This window comes from Litchfieldella qijiaojingensis (genome assembly GCF_014651875.1).
Classification (GTDB): domain Bacteria; phylum Pseudomonadota; class Gammaproteobacteria; order Pseudomonadales; family Halomonadaceae; genus Litchfieldella; species Litchfieldella qijiaojingensis.
On the sequence record NZ_BMXS01000032.1, the window covers coordinates 22379 to 40004 of the forward strand.

Sequence of the window (17626 nt, forward strand, 5' to 3'; positions counted from 1 at the left end):
AGCTACCGGGGCGTGGACCATTATGGCTTAGTGGTTGATCGCCCCGCCAGCACCTTTCGGATAGCGCACGCTATCCACCAGGTCCTGGATTTCCTGCGGAGGCTCCTCGGTGGCCATGGAGACGAGGAAGGCCACGGCGAAGTTGATAATGGCACCCACTGCGCCGATGGACAGCGGCGAGATGCCCAGCACCCAGTTCTCCGGGATGTCCGCCAGGTTGTTGGTGCCCGGGATGAAGAGCCAGCCCTTGTAGACGAAGATGTACACTAGGGTGAAGATCAGGCCGGAGAGCATGCCGGCGACGGCACCCTTGTTGTTCACCCGCTTGGAGAAGATCCCCATCATCAGGGCCGGGAACAGGGACGCGGCGGCGATACCGAAGGCCAGCGCCACGACCTGGGCGGCGAACCCGGGCGGGTTGGCCCCCAGGTAGGTGGCCACGATGATAGCGACGGACATCGATATCCGAGCGGCCAGGAGCTCGCCCTTCTCCGAGATGCTGGGGTTGATCGAGCCCTTGATCAGGTCGTGACTGATGGCCGAGGAAATGGCCAGCAGCAAGCCCGCGGCGGTGGACAGGGCAGCCGCCAGGCCGCCTGCGGCGATCAGGCCGATGACCCAGCCGGGCAGGTTGGCGATCTCCGGGTTGGCCAGTACCAGGATGTCCCGGTTGACGGTCAGCTCGTTGCCTTCCCAGCCGCGTGCCTCGGCGGTCGGAGCGAACGCCTCGGTGTCGTTGTACAGCTGGATGCGGCCGTCGCCGTTCTTGTCCTCGTACTGGATCAGTCCGGTGACCTCCCACTCGCGCACCCAGTTCGGACGCTCCTCGTACTGGATGGCCTCGGCGGTCGGGCCGTCGGGGTAGATGGTGGTCATCAGGTTCAGGCGTGCCATGGAGGCTACGGCCGGCGCGGTCAGGTACAGCAGGCCGATGAACACCAGGGCCCAGCCGGCGGACCAGCGGGCGTCGGCCACCTTCGGCACCGTGAAGAAGCGGATGATGACGTGCGGCAGACCCGCGGTACCGATCATCAGCGACAGGGTGAACAGGACCATGTTCAGCTTGTTGTCCACATCCGCCGTGTACTCGTTGAAGCCCAGGTCGGTGATCACCTGGTTGAGCTTGGTCAGCAGCGGCACGCCGGATTCGCTGTGGGTGGAGAACAGGCCCAGCGGCGGCAGCGGGTTGCCGGTCAGCTCCAGGGAGATGAACACCGCCGGAATAGTGTAAGCGATGATCAGCACGATGTACTGGGCCACCTGGGTGTAGGTGATGCCTTTCATGCCACCCAGCACCGCGTAGACGAACACCACAACGGCGGCGATGATCAGGCCCATGGTCGCGTCGACCTCCAGGAAACGCGAGAAGGCCACGCCGGCACCAGCCATCTGGCCGATGACGTAGGTGACCGAGGCCACAATCAGGCAAATCACCGCCACCAGCCGCGCCTGCTTGCTGTAGAAACGGTCGCCGATGAATTCAGGAACCGTGAACTTGCCGAACTTGCGCAGGTAGGGAGCCAGCAGCGTGGCCAGTAGCACATAGCCACCTGTCCAGCCCATCAGGAAGGTGGAGTTGGCATAGCCCCCGGCGGCGATGAGACCCGCCATGGAAATGAACGATGCGGCAGACATCCAGTCGGCCCCGATCGCCATGCCGTTGGTAATGGGGTGTACCCCACCGCCGGCGACGTAGAAGTCCTTGGTCGAACCGGCCTTGGCCCAGATCGCGATGCCGATATAGAGGGCAAATGAGGCGCCCACGAATAGCAAGTTGATTGCAAATTGGCTCATGCTGGCTTACTCCTCAAGACCGAACTTCTTGTCGAGCCGGTTCATTTTCCATGCGTAGAAGAAAATGATGCCGATGAAAGTCAGGATGGAACCTTGCTGGGCGAACCAGAAGCCCAAGTCCGTGCCACCGACAGGAATACCTGACAGCAGGGGGCGTAACAGGATGGCGAAGCCGTAGGACACCAAAGCCCAGACGATCAGGCAGCCGGTGATCAGACGGACGTTCGCCTTCCAGTAAGCAGCGGCATTGGATTTATCATCTGCCATAGTGTTGCTCTCCGCTTGTTGTGATGTGAAGGGTTGCATCTGGAGTGAGAGATTCAGCATTTCCTTGGCTGGCTCATCAGGGCAATCGCTCGTAAACAACGGCTCACCTCGGTACGATATATTCGCCATTCATACGCGACTAAAGTCGTCCTTAGGAAACACTGAATAAATGTCTGCGCTACTCAATCGCTGCGTTGCGCGGTGCTCGGAATCCTCACATATACCCCATATGCTCCGGTTCCTGTGCTCCGTGCGCCTTGCGCTTGAGCATGCTCGCCGATTTATTCAGCGCTTCCCTTACGCTCCGTCTTTCTGCGCTTTTCGAGGTGCATTATCGACGTGCGATTGGCCTGCATGAGTCAAGAGCAATACTGGTCAACAAATGCAGAAAATAAAATCCCATACTTTGGTATTATAAGGGAAGGCTGATCTAGAGGAGTGGTGAGATAAAGCTTTGAAAAACAATGGGTTGATTCTGGATGTTGCAGATAGTAGCAAGAAGGGGAAGCCATTCATAGGACGATGGTCTAGCCCTGTGGCATATAGGACAATAGTCTAGTCCGCGTTGCCTAGAACGATGGTCTAGCTTTTTTCTTAAAACATGACGTTGCTATTCTGGCGAGACCATTACCGCGATGGCTCGTGATTGTGGACCGTTGAAGTTTTTCCATGCAGTTGACGAAGTGTTTTATCAGGTAACCGCAAGACAATTGCCCGATGAAAGCAGTGCTTTCCTCAAGGCTGATGCGCAGCCGTCATGCCGACTTCCACGAATGACTCCGGTGGCCAGGGAATGGGGCGGCATTATCCGAACATTCCTGGACCCGACGTCGGACCAATGAGGAGCGGCGCAGGTTCAACATAAGGAAGCAGTCTCATGGTCGATGTCGATCTCACTCAACCTCCCTTCACCTTGCTCGACGAGGCGGGGCGGGAGCGTGTACGCAGTGGCATCGACCTTGCCTACTTCGATAGCGATGAGATCATCCTCGACGCTGGCCAGCCCGGTGAGTTCGTCTTTCTGATTCACAAGGGCGAAGTCGCGGAGCTGGATACCTCCATGCCAAGTGCTCAGGCTCGCATCGGTCACTATACGGCTGGGGATCTGTTCGGTGCCATCAGCATACTCAATGGCAAGAGTCGTTATCGCTTCAAGGCCGAACAGGAAAGCCTCTGCTACCTGATGCCCAAGGCGTTGTTCGAGCGCCTGTGCAACGATTATCCGGGCTTCGCCGAATTCTTCCGCCAGAGCCTAAGTCACAAGACTCGGTTGCTGACAGAGCGTCGTGCCGAGGGCGGGGTGACCATGGCGGGCTTCATGTTGGCCAAGGTCAGCGAGTGCATGCGCGACCCGCTGCTGGTCGGTGAATCCACCAGCATTCGCGACGCGGTCAACATGCTCAACGACAGCCATGCCGACAGCCTGTTGGTGGGCAGTGGCGAACGTTTCGGCATGGTGACCAAGACCGACTTGCTCAACGCCCTGGTGGTGGAAGGGCTCGAACAGAGTAGCCCTGTCATGGGTATCGCGCATTTCGACCTGGTTACCGCTCGCCCCGACCAGTACCTGTTCGAGGCGTTGGTGCGCATGACCCGGCACGAAGTCGCCAGGGTCGTCGTCGTCGAACAGGACAAGCCGGTGGGGGTGGTCGAACTCACCGATGTGCTCAGCTATTTCTCCAGCCGCAGTTATGTGGTCAGCCTCCAGGTCGAACAGGCCGACAGTCTCGATGAATTGGTCAGGGCCAGTGCCCGGACCCCGGAACTGGTGCAGGCTCTGATGGCCCAGGGCGTCAAGCTGCGTTTCGCCATGGGCCTGCTGGCGGCGCTCAATGGCCGCATCATCGCCAAGGCATTCGATTTCCTGGTCGAGCCTCGCCATCTCGAACATAGCTGCTTGATGGTGATGGGCAGCGAGGGACGCGGTGAACAGATCCTCAAGACCGACCAGGACAATGGCCTGATCCTTGCCGACGACGCCGACTGGCCGGACTGCCAGGAGCAGATGCAGCGGGTCACCGAGACCCTGATCCGACTAGGCTATCCGCGTTGCCCTGGCAATATCATGGTGTCCAACCCGGCTTGGGTAGGCAGCGAGTCGGAGTGGCGTGGCAAGGTCGCACGTTGGGCCAGTAGCCGTGACGGCGACAGTCTGATGAATCTGTCGATCCTGCTCGATGCCCATGCGGTGGCGGGCAACTCCAGCCTGCTGGAAGGCCTGCGCGATGAATTGTTCGAGCGTTGTTCGCGCGATGAGATCCTGCTCTCGCATTTCGCGCGCACGGTGTTGCGTTTTTCCACACCGCTGACGTTGTTCGGTTCGCTGAAGAAACCCCAGCACGGCATCGACATCAAGAAGGGCGGCATTTTCCCCATCGTGCATGGCGTGCGAACTCTGGCACTGGAGCGCCGCATACGTCCTACCTCGACGCTGGAACGGCTCGATGCCTTGGCCGAGGAGGGGCGGTTGGAGGAAAGTTTCGCCGAGGACCTGGGCGAAGCGCTAGCGTTGTTCACCGAGCTGCGCCTCAAGCAGCAATTGGCGCGCCTGAATGGTGAGGGAGAAGGGCGCGATACCAACCGAGTAGTGGTACAGGATTTATCGTCGCTGGAGCGTGACCTGCTGCGCGAGGCGCTGCATATCGTCAAGGACTTCAAGCAACGTCTTTCGCACCGCTTCCACCTCGAGTACTGAACATGGCACGAGCGGTTACGACAGGAGCATGGCGATGTTGAGAACGCTGAGGCGTGCCGCCGATCGCCGCCGCCAGGCAGGTGGCGACTACGGATGGTTGTTCAACCCCTACATGGGAGATGAATTGGTTTCCATCGATTGCGAAACCACGGGACTCGATTCACGCAGTGCCGAACTGGTGTCGATCGCGGCGGTCAAGGTACGCGGCGACCGTGTGCTGACCAGCGACTCACTGGATTTACGCTTGCAGCGCCCGGCAAGTTTGACTGGCGATTCCATCCGCATCCATGGTCTACGCGGGATCGACCTCGTCGGAGGCGATTGCGTGCGCGATGCCTTGGTCAAGCTGCTCGACTTCATCGGCAATCGTCCCTTGCTGGGCTGGCGGATAGATTTCAACCTGACGGTGATAAACCGTCACCTGCGACCACTTCTGGGATTCGACCTTCCCAACAGCGTGATCGACGTGGAGCAGCGTTATGCACGCAATCTGCGGCGTAGCCATCCCGTGATCGAGCCATGCTTGAGTTTCGAGAGCGTTGCCGATGCCCTGCGCGTACCGGTCATGGGTCGGCATACGGCGCTGGGTGACGCGGTGACCACGGCGTTGATGTATGTGCGGATGCAGAAACACGCGCGTCCCGATGGTTGACCACGGCGAATCGAGATCGTCAGCGCGGCACGGACGATGATAAGATATACGCCCATTTCCCGTCAGTCTGCCTGTGATCATGTCCGACGCCATCATGACCCATACCGCTTCCGAATCCGGTCCCGGCCAGGCCGAACGTGGCGCCAGCGAGTCACCTTCCGCCAAGGAAAAGCGTGAATTCAACAAGCTGCAGAAACGTCTGCGGCGCCAGGTCGGTAACGCGATCATCGATTACGGGATGATCCAGGATGGCGACAAGGTGATGGTGTGTCTGTCCGGTGGCAAGGACTCCTACACCATGCTCGAGATCCTCAGAAACCTGCAGCGTAACGCTCCGGTGTCGTTCTCGCTGGTGGCGGTCAATCTCGACCAGAAGCAGCCCGGCTTTCCCGAACATGTACTGCCCGAATATCTCGAGTCGATTGGCGTCGACTATCACATCCTCGAACGTGACACCTATTCGGTAGTCAAGGAAAAGACGCCGGAAGGCAAGACGACTTGTGCGCTGTGCTCGCGACTGCGGCGTGGTTCGTTGTATGGTTTCGCCGAGGAGATCGGTGCCACCAAGGTGGCGCTTGGCCACCATCGCGAGGATATCCTCGAGACGCTATTCCTCAACATGTTCTTCGGCGGCACGCTCAAGGCGATGCCACCCAAGCTGCTTTCCGACGATGGCAAGAACATCGTCATCCGCCCGCTGGCTTACTGCCGCGAGGCGGATATCGCCGAGTTTGCGCGCCAGATGCGGTTTCCGATCATCCCTTGCAACCTGTGCGGCTCCCAGCCCAACCTGCAACGCCAGGTGGTCAAGGAGATGCTCGCCGAGTGGGAAGCGAAACACCCCGGGCGACTGGAAACCATGTTCAAGGCGGTGACCAACGTTGCGCCCTCGCAACTCGCCGACCGCGACCTGTTCGACTTCCAAGGGCTGGAAGCCAAACAAGTGAAGATGCGCGAAACGCGGATCGAAGCGCTCGATCTTGGGCGCGAGGTTTAATTACGCTCGAAGAGGGAAGAGGGAAGAGGGAAGAGGGAAGAGGGAAGAGGGAAGAGGGAAGAGGGAAGATGCGATAAATTCTCATTTCTTCTTTCTTCAAGCTGCAAAGCAGCGATCTTCCATCTTCAAGTCGCGAAGCGACGTCTTCCAGCTTCAAACGCTCGATCATTCGTTTGCCGGGGGCATGCGGAGCCGATCAGTGGTGTGCCGGAGAGGGGGATGCGGGCCACAGGTTCCACAGTTGCCACACGGCGAAGGCGATGATGAGCGTGGCGGCAATCGTGCGGGTGGCCGGGTGACGAATCAGGTTGCCCAGGCCCCGGGCGGCGAAGCCGGTGGCCAGCAACGCTGGTAGTGTGCCGAGCCCGAAAGCTCCCATCAAGCTCGCGCCACGCAGAGGGTCGCTCATGGCCAGGCTCCATGCCAGCATCGAGTAGACCAGCCCGCAGGGCAGCCAGCCCCATACGGCGCCCAGTGCAACAGCCTGGGGCACCTTTACCACCGGCATCAGGCGGCGGCCCAATGGCTCGAGGTGGCGCCACAGACGACGCCCTACGGCTTCCACGTGTAGTAAGCCCTTCCACCAATTGGCGATGTACAGGGCCATGAGGATCAGCATCGTGGCGGCCAGCACCTGCAATGCCAAGCGCAGTTCGCCGGCCACACCGCCCACCAGCGTGCCGAGGCCGGCGGCCAGGGCACCAGCGATCATGTGGCTGGAAACGCGACCCAGGTTGTAGCCGAGCATCAGGCCGGTAAGCCTTGCCGGATGGCGCATGCTGGGGGGCACGGCGAAGCTCAGGGCGCTCATGATGCCGCCGCACATGCCGATGCAGTGGGCGCCACCCAGCAGGCCGAAGACGAAGGCGGCCATCAGGGGTGGCAGGTCGAGGCCGGTCGGATCCATCAGCGATGCGAATCGTGGTCGTTGGAAGTGGGGGGTGGTGTCAGGTCGTTTTCGTCCTCGTCGAACAGGATGCGATGCGCCGGGCCTTCCAGATCCTCGAACTGATCGTTCTTCACAGCCCAGAAGAAGGCCCAGATGGCCAGTGACAGCAGGATCAGCGTCAGCGGTATCAACAGGTAGAGTATGCTCATGCGGGCTCCGCTTGGACACGAGGGGCGGTCCCGGTGGCGAGAGGGCCACGCAAACGACCGATTCGCAAGGCATTGCTCACCACCACCAATGAGCTGGCGGACATGCCCAGCGCCGCCACCCATGGGGGAACGACGCCAATCGCGGCCAACGGCAGGGCCGAGAAGTTGTAGCACACCGACCAGATCAGGTTCTGACGAATGACGCGACGCGTGACGCGGCTGATCTCGATGGCCTCGACGATACGCAAAAGCCGGGGGCTCAGCAAGACGGCATCGGCACTGGTGCGGGCCAGGTCGGTGGCGCCATTCATGGCTATCGACACGTCGGCACCGCCCAGCACGGGCACGTCGTTGATGCCATCCCCAACCATCACCACGGTTTCGCCGTCTGCCTGCAATGCCTTGAGACGGGCCAGCTTGTCTTCCGGGCTGGCTGCAGCGTGCCAAGTGTCGATGCCTAGCCGCGAGGCCAGCTCGCCAACGGCTCCGGCGGTATCGCCAGACAGCAGCTCGACGTCGAACCCCATGGCCTTGAGGGCGTCCACGCTGGCGGCGGCGTCTTCGCGCAGGTGGTCTTGTACGGCGAACCAGGCCAACGGCTCGCCAGCCTCGGCGAGCAGAAGCCACTGGCGATCGTCAGGCATCGCAGGGTGGTGATCCGGGGCCGCGAAGTCGGGTTTGCCGAGACGATACAGGCGGCCATCGATGTATCCTTCCAGACCCGAGCCGGGACGATTGACCACGTCGCTGGCGCGTACCGTGGCCTGGCGGAACGGGCGGAAGGCCCGGGCGATAGGGTGTTCGGAGTGGGCTTCCAGGGCGGCGGCGAGACTGCGTAGCCGGTCGTCGTCGAGCGGGACCAGAGCACGGGTGTCGGCCAGTTGCATCTGGCCGGCGGTAAGGGTACCGGTCTTGTCGAAGATCACCCGGGTTGCCTGGGATAGTGTCTCGATGGCATGCGCACGAGTGATCAACACGCCGCGTCGGTGCAACTGGCCGTGACCTGCGGTCAGGGCCGTGGGGGTGGCCAGCGCCAGGGCACACGGGCAGGTCACCACCAGCACCGAGAGCGTGACCCACAGCACCCGCGTGGGATCGATGAACCACCACACTGCGGCGACTCCCAGCGTAACGAACAGCAAGCGCAGCACGAACAGGTGGGCCATGCGCGTGGCCATCTGAGCGATCTTCGGCCGGCTGGCGAAGGCGCGGTCGGTGAGATCGACGATGCGAGCGACTCGAGCGTCCTTGCCGGCATGGGTCACTCGAATCACCAATGGGCTCTCGACGTTCTGGCTGCCGCCGGTGACGTTGTCGCCAACGCGCCGGGTCACCGGCAGGTATTCGCCGGTGAGCATCGACTCGTCGAGGCTCGATTCTCCGTCCTCGATCACGCCATCGGCGGGCACGCCATGGCCGGGCTTGATCAGCACCCGGTCGCCGACCTTGAGTTGGCTGGCCGGAAGGATGCGCTCTTCGCCAGTGTCGGTGAGGCGGATTGCCGACATCGGCAGCACGCTCGACAGGGCATTGCCGGTGTGGCCGCTGCGGCGGCGGGCGCGTACTTCGATATAGCGACCGAACAGCAGGAAGAAAGTGAACATGGTGACCGAGTCGAAATACACATCGCCGACATCGAATATCACCGCATAGCCGCTGGCCAGGTAGGCGCCGCCGACGGCGATCGATACCGGTACGTCCATGCCCAGCACTCGCGAGCGCAGGTCACGGATGGCGTTGCGGAAGAAGGGTTGGGCCGAGAACAGTACCACTGGCGTGGCGAGGGCGAAGGAGAGCCAGTGGAAGAGGGCGTGGAAATCGGGGCTGAGCTGGCCGGGTTCGGTAACGTAGATCGGGATCGAGAACATCATCACCTGCATCATCGCCACGGCGGCGACGATCAGGCGGCGCACATTCATGCGCTCCTCGTGCTGCAAGCGAGTCTGGGCCTGATCAGGCTCGTAGGGCTGGGCGGTATAGCCGATGGATGCCATTTCGGCGAGGATGCGCGACAGCTCGATTCGGCTGGGGTCCCAGGCCACGCGGAGCCGGTGATGGGTCAGGTTGACCGCGCTCGAGACGATACCGTCGAGGGCATTGAGACGATGTTCGATCAGCCAGGCGCAGGCGGCACAGGTGATGCCATCCACTGCCAGGGTGGTGCTGACATGGCCTTCGTCCCCTTCCGGATGGACGAAGGCCTGCTGCAAGCCAGGATCGTCGAACACCGCCCAGGTCTCGGCTTGGGCGGTGCGGCGCTCGCCTGGACGCTCGGGCAGCTCGGTGCGATAGCGGTAGTAGCTGGCCAGCCCGCCGTCGACGATGGCGTGGGCCACGGCATGGCAGCCAGGGCAGCACAGGGGATGGGAGGTGTCATCCAGGTCGATTGTCCAAGGGGTGCCATCGGGCACGCGGCTGCCACAGTGGTAGCAGCTCTCCGTGTCATGGAGCAACGTGTCGGCACCGACACTGGTCATGAACGTCTCCCATGAAGGGATGCCGTTACGATGAGCATCAACCTTCGTTTGTCTCTCCAGGGGTGAGGATAATGGGGGCGTCCTGAGGGAAACTGGCTTCGCCGTTCAGGCGCCACTCGGGCTCTTCCTGGATGGGTTGCAGCCGCAGGTACCAGCGGTATTCCAGGCGGCTGGGGGCTTGGCCGGTGTAGTGGCCGTCGCGCACGTGCTCGAGGGTCAGGTTCAGGTCGCGATCGCCCCTAGTGGGGAATACCAGTGCCAGCAGCAGACGTTCAGGGCGACGCTCGCCGTCTAGTTCGACGGTGATGTCACCGGTCAGGTCGTCGATGAGTAGCTCGGCCGACAGGCCCAGCTCGGCGGCGCGACGGTCCTGCTCGATGACCTGGTTGATGGCCAGGCCCTGCTTGTAATAGTTGTCCTCTACCATGCCGTCGTAGCTCTTGATCGACAGCACCAGGAAAGTGGTGCTCACAGCCACCGACGAGAGCAGGATGCCAAGCAGGAACCAAGGCCAGAACTGCTTGTACCACGGGGGCAAGGAGTGAGGGTCCTGGGTCATCTCTTGAGCTCTCCGATAAAGCGCGTTTCGCGCTCATGGCGAATGGAGTCGTCGTCCACCGCTTGTACGCTGATTTGGACCGGTACACTGGGACGATCGATGACATCGGCCTCGAGGCGCAACTCGATGGCTGCCATTCGGGTACTGCCGGCATTGACGGTAACCTGCTCGTCGCCGCTCAGGGTCAGGCCAGGCAGGCCTTCGGCACTCAACCGATAAGTATGCTCGCGGTCATCGAGGTTGCGGATATTGAGGGTATAGACGTTGCTGATGTGTCCATCATGGGTCATTTGATAGAGCTGGTTGCGGTCGCGCTCGATGTCGAATTCCAGAGGAGTGCGCTCGCCCAGTGTCCAACCGAATAGTCCGATCATCACCACCAGTGCGGCCAGGTAGCCAAGCAGGCGAGGACGCATGATACGAGTTTTGTTACCTTCCAGCGAGTGTTCGGTAGTGTAGCGAATCAGCCCACGTGGATAGCCCATCTTGTCCATCACGCTATCGCAGGCATCGATGCAGGCGGCACAGGTGATGCATTCGTACTGCAGGCCGTCGCGGATATCGATGCCGGTGGGGCAGACCTGCACGCAGAGATCGCAGTCGATGCAGTCGCCCAGTCCCTTCTCCCGAGGGTCGATGCCGCGCTTGCGGGCCCCGCGAGGCTCTCCGCGCGCCGTGTCGTAGGACACGATCAGGGTGTCCTTGTCGAACATCACCGACTGGAAGCGGGCATAGGGGCACATGTAGATGCACACCTGTTCCCGCAGCCAGCCAGCGTTGAGATACGTGAACACCGTGAAGAAGCCGATCCAGAAGATCGCCCAACCGCCGACGCTGAGGGTGGCGATGTCCATGACCAATTCGCGAATCGGGGTGAAATAGCCGACGAAGGCGATGCCGGTGGCAAAGGCGATAGCCAGCCATATGGCATGCTTGGCGCCTTTGCGCCATGCCTTGTCCAGCGACCAGGATTGCTTGTCGAGCTTGATGCGCCGGTTGCGCGGCCCCTCGATACGGTGCTCGACCCAGATATAGAGAAATGTCCAGACACTCTGGGGGCAGGTGTAGCCGCACCAGACCCGGCCGGCGAACACCGTGACCAGGAACAGGCCGAAGGCGCAGATGATCAGCAGCCAGGCCAGCAGGAAGAACTCCTGCGGGTAGAAGGTGCCACCGAAGACGTGGAATTCCCGGGCGGGCAGGTTGAACCACACGGCGGGGCGGTCGCCCCAGTTCAGCCAGGGTAGCCCGAAGAACAGCGCCATCAGCATCCAGTTGGTGCTGCGTCGGATGCGTTGGAACAATCCCTTGATCTCACGCACGTAGAGATGCTGGCGCTTGGCGTACATCTCCTGGGTGACCGTCTCGCGGGGGTCGTGTCGACCGACCGTCGGGTCGGGGGTCACGTCCCGAGTCGGGATCTTGTCTGGCATGGCAATACCACAGTGGGCTGCAGGCGTGGAGATAGGACCATTCTAGCGGCTGGCGAGGGGGGAGAGAATGGGTGCGACTCGAGGCCGCACCCATTGGGTGCTTAGTCTTGCAGACTCAAGCTGTAGACGTAGGCGGCAACCAGGTGGACGCGGTCTTCGCCGATATAAGCGGCCTGCGCCGGCATATGGCCGTTGCGACCATTGCGCAGGGTCTGGCGCACGGCGTCGGCCACGCTCTGCCCGGGGGCCTGGTACAGCCAGTCGTCGTCGGTCAGATTGGGGGCTCCCAATGCCTGGTTGCCGGTAGCATTCGGCCCGTGGCAGGCGGCGCATGAGGCGGCGAAGATCGCCTGCCCCTGCTCGGCGCGCTGCTCGTCGTGCTCGAGACCCGACAGCGATAGCACGTACTGGGTGACGTGTTCGATATTGGTACTCCCCAACTGCTGCCAGGACGGCATCAGACCATTGCGGCCGTTGGTGATGGTGGTGACGATGTTCTCGGGTTCGCCACCGTACAGCCAGGCGTCATCGGTCAGGTTGGGAAAACCGTAGCCGCCTTGAGCGTTGGCACCGTGGCAGACCGCGCAGTTGTTCTGGAAGATCCGTTCGGCGACCCGCATGGCCTCGGAATCCTGGGCCAGCTCGGGAATCGGGACCTCCTGATACTGGGCGAAGAGCGGCGCATAGCGCTCCTCGGCTTGCGAGACCTCCTCTTCCCATTGGGTTTCCTGAGTCCAGCCCAGCGCACCGCCATAGTTGCCCAGCCCCGGATAGAGGGCCAGATAGCCTAGTGCAAAGACGATGGTGGCAATGAACAGCATGAACCACCAGCGGGGCAGAGGGTTATCGTACTCCTCGATACCATCGGCGGTATGGCCGGTGGTATCCACGTTGCCCTCGGCATCCGGCACTTTGTCGGTCTTGCGGTTGGCACATAGCACCCAGCCGCTGAAGGCGATGGTGCCCAGCGTGATGACGATGATCCAGGCGCTCCAGAAACCGGAAAGGGAGTCACCCCATAGATTAGTCATGTGTTCTTGTCTCCCTTGTCTTTGCGGGAATCAGCGTGGCGGAAATCAGCCTCGCGACCGGAGGCGCTATCGTCACGGTTCTGCGGTTCATCATCGTCATCGGCGAAGGGCAGGTTCGCCGCCTCGTCGAAATCCTTCTTGCGACGCTTGGAGTAGGCCCACCATATGATCCCGAGAAAGGAAATCAGTACCAGCAGCGTGATGATGCCGCGAAAGGTCCCCATATCCATGATCAACGCGTACCCTCGAGCACGGTGCCCAGTTGCTGCAGATAGGCGACCAGGGCGGTGACTTCCTGTTCGCCACGTACCGCTCGGGTGGCACCCTCGATGTCTTCGTCGGTGTAAGGTACTCCCATGCTGCGCAGCACCCTCATCTTGCGTGGCGTGTCACGACCGTCGAGCGTGTTCTCGAACAGCCACGGGTAGGCCGGCATGATCGACTCGGGTACCACATCGCGGGGGTTGTAGAGGTGGGCACGATGCCAGTCATCGCTATAGCGGCCACCGACGCGGGCCAGGTCCGGGCCAGTACGCTTGGAGCCCCACAGGAAGTTGTGATCGTAGACGAACTCCCCAGCGACACTGTAGTGGCCGTAGCGCTCGGTTTCGGCTCGGAATGGGCGGATCATCTGCGAATGGCAGCCCATGCAACCTTCGCGGATGTAGATATCGCGCCCTTCCAGCTCCAATGCGGAAAGTGGCTCAAGCCCTTCTACTGGCTCTGTGGTTTCCTTCTGGAAGAACAGGGGGACCACCTCGGTCAGGCCACCGAAGCTGATCACCACCAGGATCAACACGGCCAGCAGACCGACGTTCTTTTCGACAATCTCGTGTTTCATCGCTATCTGGTTCCCTGGTTGCTCAGGCGGTCTGCGGAATCGGCTGACTGATGGTTTCGCGACGTTGGATGGTCATGTAGGTATTGAAGGCCATGATCAGCATGCCGGTTACCCAGAACAGACCACCGACCCAGCGCACGACGTAGCCGGGATGGCTGGCTTCCACCGCCTCGATGAAGGTGAACATCAAGGTGCCGTCGGCATTGACAGCGCGCCACATCAGGCCTTGCAGAATGCCGTTGACCCACATGGCGGCGATGTACAGCACGGTGCCGATGGTGGCCAGCCAGAAGTGCACGGCGATCAGCTTGACCGAGAACATTTCGGTCTGGCCATACAGGCGCGGCAGCAAGTGGTAGATGGAGCCGATGGTGATCATGGCGACCCAGCCCAGTGCCCCGGCGTGAACATGGCCGATGGTCCAGTCGGTGTAGTGAGACAGCGCATTGACGGTCTTGACGGCCATCATCGGGCCTTCGAAGGTCGACATGCCGTAGAACGACAGTGCCACTACCAGGAAGCGCAGGGTAGGATCGGTACGCAACTTATGCCAGGCGCCAGAGAGGGTCATCATGCCGTTGATCATGCCGCCCCAGGACGGTGCGAGCAGGATGATCGACATGATCATGCCCAGGGACTGTGCCCAGTCGGGCAGCGCGGTATAGTGCAGGTGGTGCGGGCCGGCCCACATGTAGATGATGATCAGCGACCAGAAGTGCACGATCGACAGCCGGTAGGAGTAGACTGGGCGCTCGGCCTGCTTGGGCACGAAGTAGTACATCATGCCCAGGAAGCCCGCGGTGAGGAAGAAGCCGACTGCGTTGTGGCCATACCACCACTGCACCATGGCATCGACGGCACCGGCGTAGATGGAGTAAGACTTCATTGCCGAGATCGGCATTTCTGCGCTGTTGACGATATGCAGCACCGCGACGGTGAGAATGAAAGCGGCGAAGAACCAGTTGGCGACATAGACATGAGAGGTCTTGCGGACCTTGATGGTGCCGAGGAAGACCACGGCATAGGCGATCCAGACCGCGGCGATCAGAAGGTCGATAGGCCATTCCAGCTCGGCATATTCCTTGGAGGTGGTATAGCCCAGCGGCAGGCTGATCACGGCGGAGAGGATCACTGCTTGCCAGCCCCAGAACGTGAAGGCGGCGAGCTTGTCGGAGAACAGGCGAGTCTGACAGGTCCGTTGCACCACGTAGTAGGAGGTAGCGAACAGCGCCGAGCCACCGAAGGCGAAGATCACGGCGTTGGTATGCAAGGGGCGCAGGCGGCCGAAGCTGGTCCAGGGAAGTCCAAGGTTCAGTTCCGGCCATACCATTTGAGCGGCAATGGTGACACCGAGGGTCATGCCCACGATGCCCCATACCACCGTCATGATCGCGAACTGCCGAACTACCTTGTAGTTGTAGGTCGGGTGCTCTATTGCTGTGCTCATGTCAGGTTCCCATCGAACGCGGTGTGGGGGAGACGTCCCGGGCGCTAGTGTGCCTGGGCTCGACCGCCCGCATGATGATGTAGGTCAATATTCAGGGCCGCGATTCTAGCGCAGCCTGAGCCTAAGCTGAACATGCATTGCCGCTTAAAGCGTAGCTACTAAAGGAGGAGGTGTGTTGGAAGATAACGTTCAGGATTATGCTCGGCTGATGCCTGAAGAGGCCCCTGAGTACTTGGGGCAAGGGGGGCAGGGGCGTCTCTGGGTTGTGGGGCGAGGGCCGTTGGAGGTGCGGGGTGAGGCCCGTCATGGGCGACTGCTGATAGCCCATGGCGCAGGCGCCGGTCAGGATTCAACTTTCATGCAACGGTTGCGCTCGGCCTTGGAGGTGCAGGGGGTGCAGACCCTGGCTTTTGAGTTTGTCTACATGCAGCGGATGCGTGAGGAGGGCCGCCGCCGGCCGCCTCCGAAAATTGACCGATTGGTGGATGAGCTAGCCGGCTGGTGCGACATTGTGTCACATCCGAATCTCTCGCCACCCTGGCTGGGGGGCAAGTCGATGGGAGGGCGGGCAGCCAGCCTGCTGGCGGCTCGCGATTCTGCCGCCGGGCTGGTCCTGTGTGGCTATCCTTTCCACCCGCCGGGTAAACCGGAAAAGACCCGTCTGGCGCATTGGCCGCTGCTCGCTTGTCCGGTGCTGGTGATGCAGGGCGCTCGCGATCCATTCGGCGGTCGAGACGAGGTCGCAGGCTATGACCTGACATCTCGCACACGAGTTCATTTTCTTGAGGATGGCGAGCACGACTGGAAACCACGCAAGGTCTCGGGGCGGACCCAGACGTCGCTCATCGAGGAGGCGGCCAAGGTCATCGGCGAGTATATGGCGATGTATCATTGAAGGAGCGTAACAGCGAACAGGCCAATGAACGCGAGCGAGAATCGGTGTACCATGAGAGAGGCTGCCAAGGTTCGAAAAGCGTTGACATTAGCGGCTGCCTCTGTAGAATGCAGCGCCACGTGACCGAGGGTGGTTAGCTCAGCTGGGAGAGCACCAGCCTTACAAGCTGGGGGTCACAGGTTCGAACCCTGTACCACCCACCATCGTCTGACGATGCGCTCGATCACGAAGGAAATCATGCGGACCGGTAGTTCAGTCGGTTAGAATGCCGGCCTGTCACGCCGGAGGTCGCGGGTTCGAGTCCCGTCCGGTCCGCCACTTTCCGCTCGGCAGCGCAAGGCCGCTGTCACTGTCAGATGCCAGGATCCGCGTCGACGGCCACACCCGGCCAGCTTCGCAAAGGGGACCGGTAGTTCAGTCGGTTAGAATGCCGGCCTGTCACGCCGGAGGTCGCGGGTTCGAGTCCCGTCCGGTCCGCCATCTTGCACTGACATTGGGTATCCACGGTACCCACCGCCCATCGATAGGGTGATTAGCTCAGTCGGTTAGAGCACCAGCCTCACATGCTGGGGGTCACTGGTTCGAGTCCAGTATCACCCACCATGCGGACCGGTAGTTCAGTCGGTTAGAATGCCGGCCTGTCACGCCGGAGGTCGCGGGTTCGAGTCCCGTCCGGTCCGCCATCATCGATATTCCGAATTCCGACCCCGAGCCTAAAAGGCTCGGGGTTTCTGTTTGCTGGCAGTCTCGTACTAGCTAGAGAGTGAATTCCGGTTCACTTGAACCAGGCTCCGGCCCCTCAAGCGTCTGCACAACGCTGCCAAGCAGGTTCTTGAGCTCTCGAGACAGGAAGTCGGCAAACTTCGGATTGTGAATCGTTCTTTCAAGCGTCTCTGTCGGCAGGAAGCGCGTCATTTCATTATTGAACGACTGTCCAGAAATGATCCCTGGAAGCCTCTCCTGCATTTGGCGCGCCTTGTCCCCATAGTGCTCGACCCGATAGTCATGGATCTTCTTTTGCACGAGGTCGATATCGGGTTTGGCCCCTTGCTGTTTAAGCCACTGAAGGTCCCAGATGTCGCGGTGGCGAACATACTTTTGGGTATTGACCAGTGATACGAGTTTGTCCGCCATGATTTCGTCCATGCTCTCGGTCACCACCAGGAGGTCACTATACCCATCGGGCAGGAATGAGTAATGGACCTGCACACCGTGTGCTTCCCGGGTATAAGCCGGAATGCTGGCAATTTCCAGTTTAATGCGCTGTTTTGGCATGTCTGGCCTGGCAGGGGAGGTCACCACGGCCACTTGCCTATGCGACGTCAACTACTTTGACCGCTTGGCGACAATCAAAATGGCCGGTTGGGTGGGGTAATTTCGTCATTCTGACGACGCGGTTTGTTCTCCCCGTCGTTGACGCTGATAGGCGCGTTTCCGGTA

General features: G+C 61.0%; 16 protein-coding genes and 5 tRNA genes. 9 read left to right on the forward strand and 12 right to left on the reverse strand.

Annotated elements, in window-relative coordinates; all coding sequences use genetic code 11:
- Window positions 1-27: 27 nt before the first annotated feature.
- Window positions 28-1794, reverse strand: coding sequence for a sodium:solute symporter family protein (locus tag IE093_RS20435; RefSeq protein ID WP_189472475.1), 1767 nt, complete (start codon window positions 1792-1794; stop codon window positions 28-30).
- 6 nt (window positions 1795-1800) lie between these two features.
- Complete coding sequence (locus IE093_RS20440) at window positions 1801-2061, reverse strand: DUF4212 domain-containing protein (RefSeq protein WP_189472477.1); 261 nt, start codon at window positions 2059-2061, stop codon at window positions 1801-1803.
- Between the two features lie 877 nt (window positions 2062-2938).
- Between IE093_RS20440 and IE093_RS20445 the strand changes: the two genes are divergently transcribed.
- The 3 genes from IE093_RS20445 (at window position 2939) to ttcA (ending at window position 6405) form a co-directional block, all read left to right on the forward strand.
- On the forward strand, window positions 2939-4756 hold the full coding sequence (locus tag IE093_RS20445) for a DUF294 nucleotidyltransferase-like domain-containing protein (RefSeq protein WP_189472479.1): 1818 nt from the start codon (window positions 2939-2941) through the stop codon (window positions 4754-4756).
- Window positions 4757-4790: 34 nt separating this feature from the next.
- Entirely contained in the window at window positions 4791-5408 is a 618-nt protein-coding gene (locus tag IE093_RS20450) for a 3'-5' exonuclease (protein WP_189472480.1), read from the forward strand.
- Between the two features lie 94 nt (window positions 5409-5502).
- Window positions 5503-6405 (forward strand): tRNA 2-thiocytidine(32) synthetase TtcA, encoded by a 903-nt coding sequence (gene ttcA / locus IE093_RS20455; RefSeq protein WP_229803819.1) that lies wholly within the window; start codon window positions 5503-5505, stop codon window positions 6403-6405.
- A 196-nt stretch (window positions 6406-6601) separates the two neighbouring features.
- On the opposite strand, the gene IE093_RS20460 is transcribed toward ttcA, so the two are convergent.
- The 9 genes from IE093_RS20460 to ccoN form a co-directional block, all read right to left on the reverse strand.
- Window positions 6602-7312, reverse strand: a complete 711-nt coding sequence (locus IE093_RS20460; protein ID WP_189472482.1) for a sulfite exporter TauE/SafE family protein — start codon at window positions 7310-7312, stop codon at window positions 6602-6604.
- The gene (gene ccoS / locus IE093_RS20465; RefSeq protein WP_189472483.1) at window positions 7312-7503 is read right to left on the reverse strand and encodes a cbb3-type cytochrome oxidase assembly protein CcoS; all 192 of its coding nucleotides are present in this window, start codon (window positions 7501-7503) and stop codon (window positions 7312-7314) included. Before ccoS ends, IE093_RS20460 begins: the two co-directional genes overlap by 1 nt.
- The gene (locus tag IE093_RS20470) at window positions 7500-9980 is read right to left on the reverse strand and encodes a heavy metal translocating P-type ATPase (protein ID WP_189472484.1); all 2481 of its coding nucleotides are present in this window, start codon (window positions 9978-9980) and stop codon (window positions 7500-7502) included. The genes ccoS and IE093_RS20470 overlap by 4 nt, the downstream gene beginning before the upstream one ends.
- Before the next feature lie 37 nt (window positions 9981-10017).
- Window positions 10018-10539 (reverse strand): FixH family protein, encoded by a 522-nt coding sequence (locus IE093_RS20475; RefSeq protein WP_189472485.1) that lies wholly within the window; start codon window positions 10537-10539, stop codon window positions 10018-10020.
- Entirely contained in the window at window positions 10536-11972 is a 1437-nt protein-coding gene (gene ccoG / locus IE093_RS20480) for a cytochrome c oxidase accessory protein CcoG (protein ID WP_229803821.1), read from the reverse strand. The genes IE093_RS20475 and ccoG overlap by 4 nt, the downstream gene beginning before the upstream one ends.
- A 101-nt stretch (window positions 11973-12073) precedes the next feature.
- Window positions 12074-13003 carry a cytochrome-c oxidase, cbb3-type subunit III gene (gene ccoP, locus IE093_RS20485; protein ID WP_189472486.1) on the reverse strand — a complete coding sequence of 310 codons (930 nt, stop codon included), beginning with the start codon at window positions 13001-13003 and terminating at the stop codon, window positions 12074-12076.
- Window positions 13000-13233 (reverse strand): cbb3-type cytochrome oxidase subunit 3, encoded by a 234-nt coding sequence (locus tag IE093_RS20490; RefSeq protein ID WP_189472488.1) that lies wholly within the window; start codon window positions 13231-13233, stop codon window positions 13000-13002. Before IE093_RS20490 ends, ccoP begins: the two co-directional genes overlap by 4 nt.
- 2 nt (window positions 13234-13235) lie before the next feature.
- Window positions 13236-13844, reverse strand: coding sequence for a cytochrome-c oxidase, cbb3-type subunit II (gene ccoO, locus IE093_RS20495; protein WP_189472490.1), 609 nt, complete (start codon window positions 13842-13844; stop codon window positions 13236-13238).
- A gap of 22 nt (window positions 13845-13866) precedes the next feature.
- Entirely contained in the window at window positions 13867-15291 is a 1425-nt protein-coding gene (gene ccoN / locus IE093_RS20500) for a cytochrome-c oxidase, cbb3-type subunit I (protein WP_189472492.1), read from the reverse strand.
- A 175-nt stretch (window positions 15292-15466) separates the two neighbouring features.
- On the opposite strand from ccoN, the gene IE093_RS20505 reads away from it, so the two are divergent.
- The 6 genes from IE093_RS20505 to IE093_RS20530 all read left to right on the forward strand — a co-directional run bounded on the left by IE093_RS20505 (window position 15467) and on the right by IE093_RS20530 (window position 16869).
- A complete protein-coding gene (locus IE093_RS20505; RefSeq protein ID WP_229803823.1) occupies window positions 15467-16186 on the forward strand; it encodes an alpha/beta family hydrolase in 720 nt (239 codons plus the stop codon).
- A gap of 127 nt (window positions 16187-16313) precedes the next feature.
- Window positions 16314-16389, forward strand: a tRNA-Val gene (locus IE093_RS20510).
- Window positions 16390-16427: 38 nt separating this feature from the next.
- Window positions 16428-16504 (forward strand) — tRNA-Asp (locus tag IE093_RS20515).
- An 85-nt stretch (window positions 16505-16589) separates the two neighbouring features.
- Window positions 16590-16666 (forward strand) — tRNA-Asp (locus IE093_RS20520).
- A 46-nt stretch (window positions 16667-16712) separates the two neighbouring features.
- A tRNA-Val gene (locus IE093_RS20525) sits at window positions 16713-16789 on the forward strand.
- Window positions 16790-16792: 3 nt separating this feature from the next.
- Window positions 16793-16869 (forward strand) — tRNA-Asp (locus tag IE093_RS20530).
- Window positions 16870-16942: 73 nt separating this feature from the next.
- Here IE093_RS20530 and IE093_RS20535 read toward each other — a convergent pair.
- Window positions 16943-17494 (reverse strand): nucleotidyl transferase AbiEii/AbiGii toxin family protein, encoded by a 552-nt coding sequence (locus tag IE093_RS20535; RefSeq protein ID WP_308427219.1) that lies wholly within the window; start codon window positions 17492-17494, stop codon window positions 16943-16945.
- Between the last annotated feature and the right edge of the window lie 132 nt (window positions 17495-17626).

Coding starts and splice junctions, on each gene's coding strand:
- IE093_RS20435 (WP_189472475.1), bottom strand. CDS start 1,794: ATGAGCCAATTTGCAATCAACTTGCTATTCGTGGGCGCCTCATTTGCC.
- IE093_RS20440 (WP_189472477.1), bottom strand. CDS start 2,061: ATGGCAGATGATAAATCCAATGCCGCTGCTTACTGGAAGGCGAACGTC.
- IE093_RS20445 (WP_189472479.1), top strand. CDS start 2,939: ATGGTCGATGTCGATCTCACTCAACCTCCCTTCACCTTGCTCGACGAG.
- IE093_RS20450 (WP_189472480.1), top strand. CDS start 4,791: ATGTTGAGAACGCTGAGGCGTGCCGCCGATCGCCGCCGCCAGGCAGGT.
- ttcA (WP_229803819.1), top strand. CDS start 5,503: ATGACCCATACCGCTTCCGAATCCGGTCCCGGCCAGGCCGAACGTGGC.
- IE093_RS20460 (WP_189472482.1), bottom strand. CDS start 7,312: ATGGATCCGACCGGCCTCGACCTGCCACCCCTGATGGCCGCCTTCGTC.
- ccoS (WP_189472483.1), bottom strand. CDS start 7,503: ATGAGCATACTCTACCTGTTGATACCGCTGACGCTGATCCTGCTGTCA.
- IE093_RS20470 (WP_189472484.1), bottom strand. CDS start 9,980: ATGACCAGTGTCGGTGCCGACACGTTGCTCCATGACACGGAGAGCTGC.
- IE093_RS20475 (WP_189472485.1), bottom strand. CDS start 10,539: ATGACCCAGGACCCTCACTCCTTGCCCCCGTGGTACAAGCAGTTCTGG.
- ccoG (WP_229803821.1), bottom strand. CDS start 11,972: ATGCCAGACAAGATCCCGACTCGGGACGTGACCCCCGACCCGACGGTC.
- ccoP (WP_189472486.1), bottom strand. CDS start 13,003: ATGACTAATCTATGGGGTGACTCCCTTTCCGGTTTCTGGAGCGCCTGG.
- IE093_RS20490 (WP_189472488.1), bottom strand. CDS start 13,233: ATGGATATGGGGACCTTTCGCGGCATCATCACGCTGCTGGTACTGATT.
- ccoO (WP_189472490.1), bottom strand. CDS start 13,844: ATGAAACACGAGATTGTCGAAAAGAACGTCGGTCTGCTGGCCGTGTTG.
- ccoN (WP_189472492.1), bottom strand. CDS start 15,291: ATGAGCACAGCAATAGAGCACCCGACCTACAACTACAAGGTAGTTCGG.